This window comes from Paenibacillus rhizoryzae, assembly GCF_059686995.1.
In genome coordinates, this window is sequence record NZ_JCAALT010000009.1 from 16,931 (window position 1) to 32,448 (window position 15,518).

The window sequence follows — 15,518 nt, forward strand, 5'->3', positions numbered from 1 at the left end:
GCGGACTACATGCGCTCCGGCGCGGAAACACCGACCAAACGCAGAACGTTCGCGATCGCTGTGCGAGTCGCACCAAGCAGGGCGAAACGCGCTTGGGTTTGAGCAGCGTCTTCGGTAATAACGCGATCTGCGCGGTAGTAGCTGTGGAACAGCGACGCCAGCTCGTAAACGTAGCGAATCAAGCGATGCGGCGCGTATTGCGATGCGGCTTCCGCGATTTCCTGCGGCAGCTCGCCGATTTTGCGAAGAAGATCAAATTCATGTTCCGTTGTCAGCTGGCTCAGATCCACTTCCGCAAGCGGCAAGATCGCGATGCCTTGCTCCTCAGCCTGACGGAAAATGCTGCAGATCCGCGCATGCGCGTATTGCACATAGAATACCGGATTCTCGTTGGAAGTCGAGATCGCGAGATCCATATCAAAATCAAGATGGGAGTCCATAGAACGCATGGTGAAGAAGTAACGGATCGCGTCGATACCCACTTCCTCGCGCAGATCCTCCATCGTAACGGCTTTACCTGTCCGCTTGGACATCTTGACCTTCTCGCCGTTCTGGAACAAGCTCACCATCTGTGCGATGAGGACGACCAGCTTCTGCGGATCGTTGCCCAGCGCTTCCATCGCCGCTTTCACGCGCGGAATGTAGCCGTGGTGGTCAGCGCCCCAGATGTTAATCATTTTGTCGAAGCCGCGGCCGAATTTGTCGCGGTGGTAAGCGATGTCCGGCGTCAAATAGGTGTACGAGCCGTCATTTTTCACAAGCACGCGATTCTTGTCGTCTCCGTACGCCATCGTGTTCAGCCACGTTGCGCCGCCTTCTTCGAACACTTGGCCACGCTCGCGAAGCGCCGCCAGCGCCTGCTCGACTTGACCGGATTGATACAGCGAAGTTTCGCTGAACCATACGTCGAATTCCACGCGGAAGTCGCCGAGGTCGCGTTTGATCTTATTCAGTTCACGCTCCAAGCCGTAGTCACGGAAGAAGGTGAAACGTTCTTCGTCGGATAACGATAGCAGACGGTCGCCTTCGGAAGCTGCCAGTTCCTTCGCGAAACCGATAATATCTTCGCCGTGGTAGCCGTCTTCCGGCATTGCCGCATCTTGGCCAAGCGCTTGCTTGTAGCGTGCCTCAATGGAAAGCGCCAAGTTAGCAACCTGGTTGCCCGCATCATTAATGTAATATTCTCTAGTAACCTTGTACCCTGCAAAATCAAGCACATTACATAGTGCGTCGCCAACTGCCGCACCGCGAGCATGACCCAAATGCAGGCTGCCCGTCGGATTCGCGCTCACGAACTCCACTTGCACGGTTTCACCCGCTCCGGTATCAATCCGTCCGTAGTCGGCACCTTGCGCAAGCACTTGACCCACTACCGGATACAAGTAGCTGCGGTCCATCCGGAAGTTGATAAAGCCGGGACCGGCAATCTCTGCGCCTTGAATGGAAGCTTTCTTCGTGTCGAGGTTCGCGATAATCGCTTCTGCGATTTGGCGCGGGTTCTTCTTCGCAAGCTTCGTCAGCTGCATCGCCGCATTCGTTGCGAGATCGCCATGCGCCTTATCCTTCGGCACTTCCAGTACAAATACCGGAAGCTCTTCGCGGGCTGCCAGCCCTGCCGCTACGACCGCATCCGCGATCGCTTCTTTCACCTGCTCATGCAGCTTTACTATCACATTCGTTTCCATGTAATTCTTCAATCCCCCTGGTTCGCTTATCAATCTGTAAGGTAAAGCATTATCGATATAGGTAGGTCCTAGGTCAACGGCTCCTGCTCCTGCGCCTGCAGCCGAAGCCGGAACTCCCCTGTCGGTTCATCGTTAACAAGCAGCGTATAATGCCATTCGAGCAGCATAGGCAAATTCGGCTTCAACTGGCCATCGCCCGGTCCGGGCTTGGTCAAATCGCCAAACTGAACCCAAAGCAGCTTCGTCTCCGTCTCCAAATGAAAGGCGGCATGCGCCGATTCATAATGGCCGGTTCGCTTGGTGCCTGCGACAAACGTCTGCAGCGACTCCACATCGCCGCGGCGCGTCACACTCAGCTCGCCGTCGCGATAGCGAATGATCGTCCGCACGACGCTGTCGCCTTCACCTTCGCTGGTTTCCTCATAGCGGACAAATACGGATGAGCCTTTCCGAAACCACTCACCGTTAAACGTATTCTGTTCCACTTCCCCATCGATGTCGCTTCGCAGCGATATCGTTACATTCGCTCTGTCTGTCATGATCACGGTCTCCCGTCGCCTGAAATGCTTATGTCCTCACTATATACAGGAGCACCCCTAATTTCAATGCCTGCGCGTATCGACGCGCTTCTAGATCTGTGCCGGTGTCCGCAGTCCGAGCAAGGCCAGCCCCGAACGAAGCACGCCCGCAACCGCCGCAGTTAACAGCAGCTTCGCTTCCGTTTCCGCTAGATTCTCCGTTAGAATGCGCTCCTGATGATAGAATCGATTGAAGCGTTTGGCCGCATCCAGCAGGAAACGCGCCACAACCGCCGGCTCATTCTGGCGCAGTGCGCCGGCAATTGCCTCGGGATAGGCAGCCAGCAGCTTCATGCACTCCCATGCCGCCGCCCCTGAGAGATAGCTCCCCAGCTCACTGCCGGTAACGGCACCGGATAAGCTGCGCGACTCGGTTTCCGCCAGCGTCAGCCCCCCTTTGGCCAGCAGCTTGAACGCTCTTGCCGCCGTATATTGCACGTAAGGGCCGGTCTCTCCCTCGAAGCGAAGCGCCTCATCCAGCGAGAAATCCACCTCCAGCATCCGGTGGTGAAGCAAATCCCCGAATACGATCGCGCCAATCCCCACTGCCTCCGCGGTATCCTTCGCATCCTCCAGATCAGGATTCTTCTCTGCGATAATGGCCGCCGCCTTGGATACGGCTTCGTCCAGCACCTCATCCAGGAAGATGACCTGCCCTCTGCGCGTGGACATTTTGCGGCCTTCGAATTTCATCAGCCCAAATGCCAGATGGCGGCACTGGTCTGCCACTTCTTCCCCCATGCGCTTCAAGACGGAGAACACCTGCTGAAAATGCAGCTTCTGTTCCGCGCCTACCACATACAGCAGCAAATCCCCGCCCATCTCCTTCTTCCGATAGAGCGCCGTAGCCAGATCACGGGTAGGATAAATCGTCGTGCCATCCGACTTGAGGATAAGACACGGCGGCAATCCTTCCTCCTCTAAACGAACAACCTGTGCACCGTTACTTTCCTCAAGCAGCTGCAGCTCTTGCAGGCGTGATACGACGGCAGCCATTTTATCGTTATAGAAGCTCTCGCCGAGCGTATAGTCGAACTGCACGCCAAGACGCGCATACACACGGTCAAATTCCTCCATGCTGAAGGATACAAAATAACGCCACAACCGATGCGCTTCCTCATCGCCGTTCTCCAGCTTCCAGAACCAGTGGCGCGCCTTGTCTTCCAAGGTTGGGTCCTGCTCCGCTTCTTCATGGAACCGGACGTACAAACGCAAGCTCTCGCGAATCGGTTCTTCCTTGAGTTTGGCTTCGTCTCCCCAGCGCATGTACGCTTCCATCAGCTTGCCGAATTGCGTGCCCCAGTCGCCAATGTGGTTGACGGTTACAGCCTCGTAGCCGGAACTGCGGTACATTTGAGCGAGCGAGTTGCCGATCATCGTAGAACGCAGATGGCCGACGCCAAAAGGCTTGGCGATATTCGGAGAGGACATATCGATGATGACGCGCTGTCCCGTCCCGACCTGCGATTGCCCGAAATCCGCAAGCAGCAGAGGTGCGAGCAGCTTCGGTGCCCACGCTTCCCGTACGAGGAAGAGATTAAGGTATGGGCCTTTGGCTTCGCCGCGAATAGTCGGTGACGTGCCGGAATCGGCTCCGGCTCCGATTTGCTCCGCGAGCTCTGCAGCTATTGCCGCAGGCGCACGTTTCAGTTCACGCGACAGGGCAAAGCAAGGAAATGCGACATCGCCAAGCTCCGGGTTTGGCGGGAGCTCCAGCAGCGCCACGATGTCTTCATAGGCCAGCGATGGTATATGCGGCTGCAGCTGTGAGGCTGCCCACTGCAATAACAGGTTCATCATGTTCATCCTCCCCGAAATGTGGTCACAACCCTCTAGAGACAAATAAAACCCCCGTCTCTAATAAAGAGACGGAGGTTGATTTCCGCGGTACCACTCTTCTGGTTTCCAATATGGCTGCACAAACAACGAATAGCGGCGGCCATGCCGAAAACCTCTCAAGCACGATAACGGGGTGACCGGATTCATCTACTTACAGAGGCACACTCGCTTGATCAAGCTGCCCTGCCTGCATGTTCAATGGATCTACTCCCGGGTCCGCTTCCCTTACGCCGCTGCACCGGCTTTCACCAAGGATGATAAGTTGTGAGGCCAATAGGCCGCACCCACCGATTCATCCAACCCGGCTCGCTGCTAGCACCGATCTGCAAGGTACTGTCCCGTTCATCGTATGTAGCTGTTATAACTGACTGTATTTTCCCTATTATATGCAACCTCGCGAAAAAAGCAAGCCTCTTATGAAGGTTTGCCTACGTCTGTTCGAGCGGAATTAAATGCGGCAGCAAAATGCGCCAAGCTTCGATCCGATCTGCGGTCGTGCGCATGGCAGCCGTCGGGATCGGACTGGTCGAGGGCAGCTTGAGCAGCGTGATTGCGCTGAGCTCGGGCAAGCTCTTAAAATACTTCAGGAACGTGTCATACGACTTGCTCCCGTTACAAACAATGCTGTTAATCTCCGGATATTCCGCAAGCAAACCCGGAATATCGTTAGGCAGCTCCTCGCGAATGTTCACGTCGAGACTGCCCTCCCGCTGGCAGGAGGCAATCACATCCCAGAGCGCAATGCCACGAGCCTTGGCAAAAGCGAGCCGTTCCTCGTAATCCTCAGCGGGCGTTAGGCCGAACAAGCCATACACCACCGGCCATAGATGGTTGCGCGGATGTGCGTAATATTGATGCTTCGCCAGAGAAGCCGTTCCCGGCATGCTGCCAAGGACAAGCACCCGCGCACGAGCGCCGATCTCCGGCGGAAATGAATGTACTCTCATCACGCAGTCCCTCCCCTCTTCTCCATAGGAAACCAGAAAGAGACATTTTAATCAAGCCCCATCTAGAGCTGGGGCGATGCAGGCGGTGTTCCGGTCAATCGTTCGATTTTGCGACATATGTCGTGCTGCCACTCCGTATCGCCTGTCATCGAAGCCAGCAGCGAGAGATTGTACAAATTAGCAACTTGCCGGCAAATCATCGCATTCACCGCCAAGCAATGCTCAAAGTCCGCCAGCTCCTCCGCTGAGAGCGGCCTCTTGCTTCGAACCGTCCACAGCTCCGCGAGCCGCTCGTGAATTGGCAATAAGCTCATAACTTGCTCGCCCCCTCAATTGTTAGAATACTACTATTCATTATGACCAAAAAATGAAGCCCTAAGCCGGCGGGCATACGGTAGTACTCTAAACGAAGGTGCTTTCATGTTATTTTATAGCTGATTCCGACACTCGGAAACTTGACCGCCGAAATAGAAGAAGCCTGATTTAGTATGGGGAATAGAGCGGGTTCCGCTGTTTGAAGAACAAGACGGCACGTATTCCGCAACTCGTCCCCCCTACGCTAAGCCGCTCATTTATCTGGTCAACAAAAAAGGACGGGAGCGCTGCTCCCGTCCTTCGTTATTATTTAATAAAGCCAAGCAGCATTTCGCGAATGACTTTCGCCGCGACGATCTGTGTTTGTTCTGTAGGGTCGTAGGCCGGTGCAACCTCAACAAGGTCACAGCCCACAATGTTCACGCCGGAACGCGCAATCGCGTGTACCGCATCGATCAATTCCTTCGACGTGATGCCGCCGGCTTCCGCCGTACCCGTTCCCGGTGCTGCCGATGGATCCAGCACGTCGATGTCGATCGTCAGATAGACAGGACGGCCTTCAAGCTCAGGCAGTACTTTCTTCAAAGGCTCGAGCACTTCAAACGGGAAGAAATTGATGTTCTCGCGCGCAAACTGCCACTCTTCGCGGGAACCAGAACGGATACCGAATTGGTAAACGTTCTTGCCGCCGATTAGGCCGGCTGCTTTGCGAAGCGGCGTGGAGTGCGAAAGCGGTTCGCCTTCGTACGACTCCCGCAGATCCGCATGGGCATCAAAGTGAATGATCGCCATGTCCGGATACTTCTTGTACACCTCTTGGAAAATCGGCCACGATACGAGATGCTCGCCGCCAAGTCCTACGGGCATTTTGCCGTCGTCCAATACGCCGCGAACGAATTCACCGATCACTTCCAGCGAGCGAGCCGCGTTGCCGAAAGGCAGCAGCAAATCGCCTGCGTCGAAATATTCGATATCTTCCAGGCTGCGATCCAAGTACGGGCTGTACTCTTCCAGACCGATCGACACTTCGCGAATACGCTGTGGGCCGAAACGGGAGCCTGGGCGGAACGATACGGTAAAGTCCATCGGCATACCGTAAATAACGGCTTTGGACGTGTTATAGTCATCCGAGCTAAGGATAAACACATTGCCGGAATATTTTTGATCGAGTTTCATAGGTTGTGTTGGTCTCCTCTTACTTCACCAGGTCTTCCACAAATTTCGGCAGAACGAAAGCCGCTTTGTGCAGACGCGGGGAGTAATATTTGGTATCGATTTCCGGGATGCTGGACTCGTCCACTTCAAGCGGATCGTATTTCTTGCTTCCCATTGTGAATGTCCACAGGCCGCTTGGGTACGTTGGCACGTTTGCCCAGAATACGCGAACGATCGGGAACACTTCTTTCACATCGCGGTTTACGTTCGAGATGAGCTCAGGCGTAAACCAAGGGTTGTCCGTTTGCGCTACGAAAATACCGTCTTCCTTCAGTGCATCGTAGATCCCTTGGTAGAAGCCGCGCGTAAACAGGTTTACCGCAGGGCCAACCGGCTCCGTGGAGTCAACCATAACAACGTCGTACTCGTTCTTGTGATCATGGATGTGCATGAAGCCATCGTTCACGATTACTTCAACGCGAGGATCGTCCAGACCGCATGCGATTTGCGGAAGGTACTTCTTGGAGTACTCGATAACCTTGCCATCGATATCAACAAGAACAGCTTTCTCCACGTTCGGGTGTTTCAGGATTTCACGGATTACGCCGCCGTCGCCGCCGCCAACAACAAGCACTTTGCGCGGATTCGGGTGTGTGTATAGAACAGGGTGAGCAACCATTTCATGATAAACCCACTCGTCTTTATCCGTTGTCATAACCATGCCGTCCAGAACAAGCATCGTACCGAATTCTTCCGTCTCGATCATATCGAGCTGTTGGAATTCCGTTTGCTCGCTGACATAGGTTTCTTTGACTTTCATCGTAATCCCATAAGTCGGGGTCTGTTTCTCCGTGTACCACAATTCCATTGCTAAATCCCTACTTTCGTTTATGTAGTGGTGCTATTGATCATATGGTCCAATGTTTCAATCTGTATTATAAGTTAACGGGGGGAAAAAGCAACCTTTTGCCAGCTCCGCACAAAAATTTCATATTACGCAAACCCTCTTTCTGAATAGGGTGTCCCATTGTTTTCCATACTAGTTGGATAAAGCGGACTTTCTTTCGGTTAGGAGACTTGCAGATGAAAAGATGGTTGAAACCTATATTCAGGCAGGGCGGCGTTATGAAGCGCCGACTGCCTGTTTCTATTCAATTGGAAAAATGGATGCCGCTTCTGAAGCATGTCAAAAGGTGGCTGATTTACTCAGGTGCTGCGTTACTGTTGTTGTTCATCTGTGCCTTCGGCTTCCTTTTTTATTTGCGGGAACAGGCACTCCCCGCTTCGGAGATCAGCCAAACGTCGCAAATGCTCGACGCGCAGGGCCATATCATCGACACGTTTCATGCCGGCGAGAATCGCCAATCGGTGCCGTTGAAGCAAATTTCGCCCTATCTTGTAGAGGCGACGCTCGCCATCGAGGATCAGCGTTTCTACGATCATCTCGGCTTCGACATGAAAGGGATGGCCCGTGCGGCGGTCGTTAACGTTGAAAACATGTCTCGCAAGCAAGGAGCAAGCACGCTGACCCAGCAGCTCGCCCGCAACCTGTATTTGACGCATGAGCGTACCTGGTCGCGCAAGCTGAAGGAAGCGATGTATACGATTCAACTGGAGATGCATTACTCCAAGGATGAGATTTTGGCGATGTATTTGAACCAAATCTACTACGGCCACGGCGCCTATGGCGCTGAGGCTGCAGCGGAATTGTATTATGGGAAACACGCATCGGAGCTCACTTTAGCTGAGAGTGCGATGCTGGCGGGCATTCCGAAAGGCCCCAAATACTACTCCCCCTATATGGATATGAAAAATGCAAAGGACCGGCAGCGCACCATCCTGCAAACGATGGTGGACCAAGGGATTTTGCTGCAGCCGGATGCGGAAGCGGCTGGCGCTGAGCTGCTGCGGTTCGTGCCGCTTGGAACGAGCAAGCAGGCCGGGACCGCGCCTTACTTCCGCGACTACGTGCGGTATATGGCGGTCGATAAGCTTGGCATTGATGAGCGGACCATGAGCGAGGGCGGCATTCGCATCTATACGACGCTGGATCCCGATGCGCAGCGCGCGGCGGAAGAGGCGGTCGCGGCCGGTATCCCGGCGGATTCCGAGCAGCAGGCTGCGCTCGTCTCCGTCGATCCGCGTACCGGTTATATTAAGGCGATGGTTGGCGGTCGCGACTATAAGACCAACCAGTATAATCGAGTCTTCGCGAAGACGCGGCAGCCGGGTTCGTCTTTTAAGCCTATCTTGTATCTAACTGCCTTGCAGGAAGGCGTGCTAACGCCTGTTTCGCAGTTCAAAAGCACGCCGACGATTTTCACCTACGATGAAGGCCGCAAGACGTATTCACCTAGCAACTATAACAGCAAGTACGTGGGCGATTTCATTAATATGCGTCAGGCTATCGCGAGCTCCGATAACATCTACGCGGTCAATTCCATCATGACCGTCGGACCGGAGAAGGTCATTGCTATGGCCCGAAAGCTTGGCATAGAGAGCCCGATGAAGCCGGTGCCTTCCTTAGCGCTTGGCACGTTCCCGGTCAGCCCCTTCGAGATGGCATCCGCATTCAGCGCGTTCGCTAATGGGGGTATTCGCATGGAGCCAACGGCGATCTTGCGGATCGAGGACGCGAAAGGCGAAGTGCTATATGAAGCACAGCCTACTTCCTCCACCGTTGTAGATGCCGCGCATGCTTATGTGCTCACCAGCTTGATGGAGAGCGTATTCGAAACCGGCGGAACCGGCAACCGCGTGTCGGCGATGATCAAGCGCCCCGTCGCAGGCAAAACCGGTACTACCGCGACGGACGCTTGGCTGGTCGGCTATACGCCGGAGCTGGCAACGGCGGTATGGGTCGGCTACGACAAAGGCCGTAAGCTGACGCCCGTGGAAGCGCGCCGCGCCGCGCCGATCTTCGCCTCGTATACGGAAGCGGCGCTGTCCGCCATTCCGCCGAAGATCTTCCCGCTGCCGGATGGCGTCGTATCCGTCTACATCGACCCGCAGAGCGGCAAGCTCGCCGGGAAGTCCTGCCCGGACCGGCGGCTCGAATCGTTCGTCAGCGGCACTGAGCCGGTGGAAGTATGCGGCGTGCACGGCGAAGGCGATGCCTCCGCTTCGCCGGACGGCGGCGCGCAAGCCGAGCAAACGCGACACTGGTGGAAGCAGCTCAAGCGCTGGTGGTCGAATTAGCGGCGCAGCTGTCTCGGGCTAGGCGTGATTGAACCAGGTTTAATTGAAAAAGGGTTGCCTCATCATCCACGTTCTTGGATGATGCGAGGCAACCCTTTTCCTGTGTTGGAAGGTGATGTAGCTCTCCACGTGTGCTTCTTTGGATAAAAAATCTCAATTTCCCCCTATGTAGATCTCCTCATGAGCTTCATTGCACGAAAACTCGCATTTCACTCGCATGTAGACCTCTACGCACGCTTCATACCCAACTACCCCAAACGATGAGCGGTAACCTATACCTCTCATGAGCCAAACACGCCCATTTCCACGCAATGTTCGGTAACCCGTTCCTCTCTTCGAGCTAAATGGCCGTGTTTTATCCATTGTACGGTAACTGTTACCGCACAATGGGATGTCACCCGTCAGTAGAACGTGTGGCTCTGGGAGCTACTCTTATGCTACTTTCTGCGCTTCCCACCGATGTGTTGCACCGAGAACTACTCTTGTGCTACTTACGTTACTTTCCAATCAATGTGTGGCTCTGGAAGCTACTCTCATGCTTCTTTCTGCGCTTTCCCACAGGTGTATGGCCCTAGGAGCTACTCTTGAGTACCTTCGTCACTTTCCAACCAATGAGTGGCCCTGGAAGCTACTCTTATGCTACTTTCTTCGCTTTTCCACCGATGTATGACTCTGGGGGCTACTCTTTTACTATTCCTTGGTTTCCTCAATAGACTAAGCAAGACTGTGAGGCATAATGGGAATTGACACTTATTTTCCCGATTGGATAAGATAGCTGTGTAAGTGTTGTGGAAAATTGTGTAAGGGTTTATGTCTAGCTTCCCAACCATGGAGAGGATGTGTTCGCTGTTGTCAGGACTACTCGGCAATAAAGTCATTACGCAAATCGGCATACTCGTCAACGATATCGACAAAGTGAGTCAGGCTTATGCGGATTTTTTTGGGATTGAGAAGCCGCAAGCAATCATTACCGACACGCTGGATAAGGCGCAAACGGAGTTTAACGGTGCACCTACCGTTGCGCGCGCTAAGCTTGCTTTTATTGATATGGGCTCCTTGCAGCTTGAACTGATCGAACCGGACGAACATCCGAGCACGTGGCGAAATTATTTGGACGAGCATGGCGAAGGGCCTCATCATATCGCTTTTGAAATTGAAGGTATGAAGGAGAAAGTCATGCTGCTGGAGGGCAAAGGTTTCCCGCTTCAGCAGAAAGGCGAATATACAGGTGGGCGATATGCTTATATCGATACCATCCCAGCACTGAAGGTACTCGTGGAGCTGCTCGAGAACGATAAATAGGAGTGATCAGGGCACATGAATATACTACTAACCGGCGCAAGCCGCGGACTTGGCTTAGCGATTGCCGCCGAGGCACTTGAGCGTGGACATAACGTAATTGCCGGGGTTCGCGATGTGAGCGGCGATAAGCTGGCGACACTTAGCGCGACGTATGGGGACCGGCTCATTATAGCCGAACTCGATGTTGCCAGCGAAGAGAGCGTTGCTGGGCTCGCCTCTGCCTTGAAGCGCGAAGGCCGAACACTTGGCGCGATCATCAACAACGCAGCCATACTCAATGCACGTAATACGCAAATCGAAGAGCTCGATATGAACGATGTCGCGCAAGCATTCGAGGTTAATTTGTACGGGCCGATGCGGGTCGTGAAGCATTTTCTGCCCCTCCTTACAGAGGAGAATGGCGCACTCCTGAATATCTCGTCCGAAGCAGGCAGCATTACGAACGCCTGTCCCGGCGACTATCCCTACAGCATCTCGAAGACGGCGCTCAATATGTTCTCGGAGCAGCTTCACCGCTATGTGAAAGAACGCCATATTCAGGTGCTTAGCATTCACCCGGGCTGGATGAAGACGGATATGGGCGGCGAGAACGCCCCGACTGACCCGAATGCAAGCGCCCGCGGCATCGTCGCCCTATTGGAGCGCCGCATTGTCCCGGAAGAACTCCGGTTCCAATTCGTGGATTACACCGGCAAGGAAATGCCGATCTAGCCGGATCGGCGTCGTGGCAGTCTAGTTACACGGCCCACCTATATTCACCACACAAAAAAAGCCTCTGCAGCTACGGCAACACGCCGTACCTGCAGAGGCTTTTCTTAGGTTTTGGGCTGAAGCGCTAACCCTTCCGTCGCATCAGCGGGCAAGACGGCGTCCGCCGTCCGTTCATCGCCGCTCCACAGCTCCTGGAAGGTCGCGCTTGTGCGCAGCAGTTCTTCGGCCGTCCCTTCCGCTTCGATGCGGCCGTCCTTCATGACGATAATATGATCGGCATGCGTCAATGCCGCTCTGCGGTGCGAAACGACCAGGCAAGTGGCATCGCCTCTGCTCTGGAACAGCCGCTCCCACAGCTTCTGCTCGGTCTCGACGTCGAGCGCGCTCGATACGTCGTCGAACACATAAAGCTGCGCGTCGCGCACGAGCATGCGCGCGGCTGCCGTCCGCTGCATCTGACCGCCGGAGAGCTTCACGCCGCGCGGGCCGATCAGCGTCTCCAATCCGTTCTGCAAATGGTCGAGGTCATATTCCATCACGGCAGTATGGATCGCCTGCTGCAAGTCATTCCCCTGCTCCTGCTGACCGAGCAATATATTGTTGCGCAGCGTATCGCTGTACATACGGGGAATTTGTGCCGAGTACGCACTGTTTGCCGGTGTGAAGAAGGTACCCGGATCGCGAACCGGCTTTCCATTCCACGCAATCGTCCCTTCATCCATAGGCAGCAACCCAAGCAGCGTGCGGACAAGCGTCGTTTTCCCAGAGCCAATCGCGCCGGTCACAACGGTGAACGAGCCGCCCTTCAGCTGAAGCCGAATATCCTCGATTCCTCTGCCCGTCTCCGGAAACCGATAGGTCAACCCTTCGACTTCCAAGGAACGCAGCGGTTCTACCACCGCCTTATCGGTTGCCGCAGTACCCGCCGATAAATTCTCCTTCAAGGCGCTGCCTTTACGAAGCCGCAGCCCTTCCTTCAGGATCAGCACACCGGCAGGCGCGCCCTGAAGCAGCCCCTTAAGCCGATCCAGCGCCACGCCCATCTGCTTGAAATACGTAATGAACTTGCCCACATTCGTAATGATCGAGGTAACGAACGTCAAGTAATAGACAAACAACGAGAAATCACCGACGGTGAACGTGCCTCCGCGCAGCTTCTGACCAGCCAGCAAGAGAATGAGTCCGATGCCAAGGTTCACGGAATTCGTAAAGATGGAATCCAGCACCTCGCCCATCAGCTTATCCTTCAGCATCGTTTGGCGCCTCGTATCATTAAACTTCCGAAACCGTTCAATGACACGTTCTTCCGCACCGGCAATCTGAATGGCTTGCACATTGCCGAACATCTCGCTAATCGCGCCCGTCACCCTGGAGGTCGCTTCGCGGCTTGCCGCACGGTACTTCTGCAATCTAGAGGTCGCGAGCTGCGCAACCGCAATCACGATAACGAGCGGCACAAAAACAAGCAAAGTCATTTGCGCGTCGATCCCAATCAGAATGTAACTGGAGACGAACGCGAAGCAGGTCATTCCGAACACATCGACCGACCAGCTGGCCGCTTCCTCGGACTGTTCCACGTCATCTCGGAAATAGCTGATCGCTTCCCCCGGCGAGCAGGGAATCGCGCGCGCACCGGGCTGTTTCAGCACATGCTTCAGCATGTTGCGTCGCAGCATCATCCCCATGCGGAATCGAAAATTGACGTCGGTTATAAACCCGACAATGATTAGAACGACACGCGCGAGCGCCGCAGCGAGAAGCAGCGCGATAATGCCCCAAGTACCCATCTTCAGGGATGCGTCACCTGTGAGCGAATCGAAGAACTCTTTCGTAATAAGCCCCGGTATAATCGGCACCATGTAAATGACCGTCCAAGCGGTTGCATTAATGACGTAACGCCATGTCCGGTATGTAATGAGCCCCATCAGAAATCGGAAAGTCGTCATACGAGCACCTCCTCAAGACCGGTTGCCAGCATGGCACTGAAACGCGATGACGGATCGGCCGCAAGTTCCGTTCTGCTGCCTGCTTCGATGACTCTGCCATTCTCGAGAATCAGGATACTGTCAGCCCGCTGTACGGTAGCCAATCGATGCGCAATGATAATACAAGAGCGGTTCGCAAGCAGCGTGCTGATGGCCTGCTCAATGCGCTGCTCCGTCATCGGATCAAGCCGCGATGAGGCTTCATCCATAATCACAAGACCCGGATTCGTCAGAAACACGCGGGCAAAAGCGAGCAGCTGCGCCTCTCCTGCAGAGAGACTTCCGCCGCCGGAAGCAAGCCTGGTGTCCAGCCCCTCCGGCATCGCCTCATACCAGTTCGTTAACCCAAGCTGATGCAAAACGGCAATGATTTGCTCATCCGGTATAGCCTCTTCATAGAAGGTCAGATTATCCCGGATCGTGCCCTCCATAATTTCAATTGTCTGCGTAACCATGGCTACACGGTTGCGAAGCTGACTTAGCTTCAGCTGGCGGATATCCGTCCCGCTTAAGGAGACGCTGCCTTCCTGCGGATCATAAAACCGAAGCAGCAGCCGGGCCAGCGTCGACTTCCCGCTCCCCGTCCGGCCAAGCAGGCCGAGCACCTCGCCGGGCTTCAAATCCAATACCAACCGATCAAGCGTTGGCTCGCCCGTACCATCCTCGTAGCTAAAGGTAACTTCATCAAACTTTACGCCAAGCGCGCCCGCGGGGAGCGTAGCACCCGGTCCGTCCACAAGAGCTGAGCGTGTTTCGAACAAAGCCCGAATACGCGATATGCTGGCGTCCGCTTTCTGCAAATCCTCCATCTGTGTACGAATCTTCTCAATCGGCTTTGCAAGCAGCTCCGTGTAGTAGAAAATCAAATACACCGTACCGATCGAAATCGAGCCCGCCTTCCATAGATACGCGCTTATTGCGAAAGCCATTGCATTGCCTAAAGCAAAAACCACGATGGTCGTGCTCCACATCGCGCCAAAGCCAAGAAAAGCCTTCACGCGAAGCGGCAGCATCCGCTGCAGCATGCCGTAGAAGCGATTCATAACGAAACCGGATGCCCCATTGGCCCGAATATCCTCGGTTCCTTCCAGCTGCTCGCCGATAAAGCCGTACATATCGGCATTCGCTTGCCGCCAGTCCTTCCACAGCGGCGCAGCCATCTTCCGTATACGCTGAATGACCAGAATCGCCAGAATCACAAACACCGTCATGCCTGTGCCGATCAACCAGCTCTCCCGAAACAGCAGAACCAAGATGCCCACCATCAACAGGAAGTTGCCGACCAAATTAATGATCATGCTGGAGAAGAAATTCGCCAGCGCATTCACATCACCGTCTACCCGTTCAATAATAGCGCCGGATGTATGCGTCTTATGGAACGGCATATCAAGCGACAGGCAATGCGCCGCCAAATCGCCGCGCAGCACATTCGTTGTTTTCCAGCCTACGTTCTCACTGAAATAGGTAGCCGCGACCGACACCACCCCTTGAGCGAGAGAAAAGCCAATGAACAGGCAGGCTGCGATGAGAAGCGGCTTCATGCTGCCTTCTGATTGCGCGGTATCAATAAAGAAACGAATGATTTGCGGGTTGATCAGCTGTAAGCCAATCGATAGGAAAAGCAGTGCGGCAAGGCCGATTAATGTCCGCTTCTGCGGGAGCAGATAGCGCCGGAGCAGCTCCGAATAATGATTGCGCGATTCGCGCGGTAAATTCATTCCAGTTCCCCCTAATTTTAGAACAAATGTTCTGTCATTCGACTATACCATAATTAGGATGCTCTTCGAAACAACAGAATAATAA

General features: G+C 54.5%; 13 protein-coding genes. 3 read left to right on the top strand and 10 right to left on the bottom strand.

Translation table 11 applies throughout. The features are described from left to right. Positions 1–5: 5 nt before the first annotated feature. The 8 genes from argS (AC6ESO_RS24055) to speE form a co-directional block, all read right to left on the bottom strand. Complete coding sequence (gene argS / locus AC6ESO_RS24055) at positions 6–1,685, bottom strand: arginine--tRNA ligase (RefSeq protein WP_497093610.1); 1,680 nt, start codon at positions 1,683–1,685, stop codon at positions 6–8. 68 nt (positions 1,686–1,753) lie between these two features. Further along, on the bottom strand, positions 1,754–2,224 hold the full coding sequence (locus AC6ESO_RS24060; protein WP_497093611.1) for a YwiB family protein: 471 nt from the start codon (positions 2,222–2,224) through the stop codon (positions 1,754–1,756). 90 nt (positions 2,225–2,314) lie between these two features. Then, positions 2,315–4,054: an arginine--tRNA ligase gene (gene argS / locus AC6ESO_RS24065; RefSeq protein WP_497093755.1), complete on the bottom strand. Its 1,740-nt coding sequence runs from the start codon at positions 4,052–4,054 to the stop codon at positions 2,315–2,317. 199 nt (positions 4,055–4,253) lie between these two features. Next, positions 4,254–4,376 (bottom strand): hypothetical protein, encoded by a 123-nt coding sequence (locus AC6ESO_RS24070; RefSeq protein ID WP_497093612.1) that lies wholly within the window; start codon positions 4,374–4,376, stop codon positions 4,254–4,256. A gap of 154 nt (positions 4,377–4,530) precedes the next feature. After that, complete coding sequence (locus AC6ESO_RS24075) at positions 4,531–5,049, bottom strand: DNA-deoxyinosine glycosylase (RefSeq protein ID WP_497093613.1); 519 nt, start codon at positions 5,047–5,049, stop codon at positions 4,531–4,533. A 62-nt stretch (positions 5,050–5,111) separates the two neighbouring features. After that, positions 5,112–5,363, bottom strand: a complete 252-nt coding sequence (locus AC6ESO_RS24080) for a DUF7667 family protein (RefSeq protein ID WP_494821691.1) — start codon at positions 5,361–5,363, stop codon at positions 5,112–5,114. Between the two features lie 307 nt (positions 5,364–5,670). After that, the gene (speB, locus tag AC6ESO_RS24085) at positions 5,671–6,540 is read right to left on the bottom strand and encodes an agmatinase (protein WP_497093614.1); all 870 of its coding nucleotides are present in this window, start codon (positions 6,538–6,540) and stop codon (positions 5,671–5,673) included. Positions 6,541–6,559: 19 nt separating this feature from the next. Then, positions 6,560–7,387: a polyamine aminopropyltransferase gene (gene speE, locus AC6ESO_RS24090; RefSeq protein ID WP_091225112.1), complete on the bottom strand. Its 828-nt coding sequence runs from the start codon at positions 7,385–7,387 to the stop codon at positions 6,560–6,562. A 299-nt stretch (positions 7,388–7,686) separates the two neighbouring features. Between speE and AC6ESO_RS24095 the strand changes: the two genes are divergently transcribed. From AC6ESO_RS24095 to AC6ESO_RS24105, 3 genes are all read left to right on the top strand, one after another. After that, positions 7,687–9,717 carry a transglycosylase domain-containing protein gene (locus tag AC6ESO_RS24095; protein ID WP_497093756.1) on the top strand — a complete coding sequence of 677 codons (2,031 nt, stop codon included), beginning with the start codon at positions 7,687–7,689 and terminating at the stop codon, positions 9,715–9,717. 846 nt (positions 9,718–10,563) lie between these two features. Beyond that, entirely contained in the window at positions 10,564–11,019 is a 456-nt protein-coding gene (locus AC6ESO_RS24100; RefSeq protein WP_494821852.1) for a VOC family protein, read from the top strand. A 15-nt stretch (positions 11,020–11,034) separates the two neighbouring features. Continuing rightward, a complete protein-coding gene (locus tag AC6ESO_RS24105) occupies positions 11,035–11,730 on the top strand; it encodes an SDR family oxidoreductase (RefSeq protein ID WP_497093615.1) in 696 nt (231 codons plus the stop codon). 104 nt (positions 11,731–11,834) lie between these two features. Here AC6ESO_RS24105 and AC6ESO_RS24110 read toward each other — a convergent pair whose 3' ends face one another. Together AC6ESO_RS24110 and AC6ESO_RS24115 are read right to left on the bottom strand one after the other, a co-directional pair. Next, a complete protein-coding gene (locus tag AC6ESO_RS24110; protein ID WP_497093616.1) occupies positions 11,835–13,676 on the bottom strand; it encodes an ABC transporter ATP-binding protein in 1,842 nt (613 codons plus the stop codon). After that, positions 13,673–15,433 carry an ABC transporter ATP-binding protein gene (locus AC6ESO_RS24115; protein ID WP_497093617.1) on the bottom strand — a complete coding sequence of 587 codons (1,761 nt, stop codon included), beginning with the start codon at positions 15,431–15,433 and terminating at the stop codon, positions 13,673–13,675. The genes AC6ESO_RS24110 and AC6ESO_RS24115 overlap by 4 nt, the downstream gene beginning before the upstream one ends. Between the last annotated feature and the right edge of the window lie 85 nt (positions 15,434–15,518).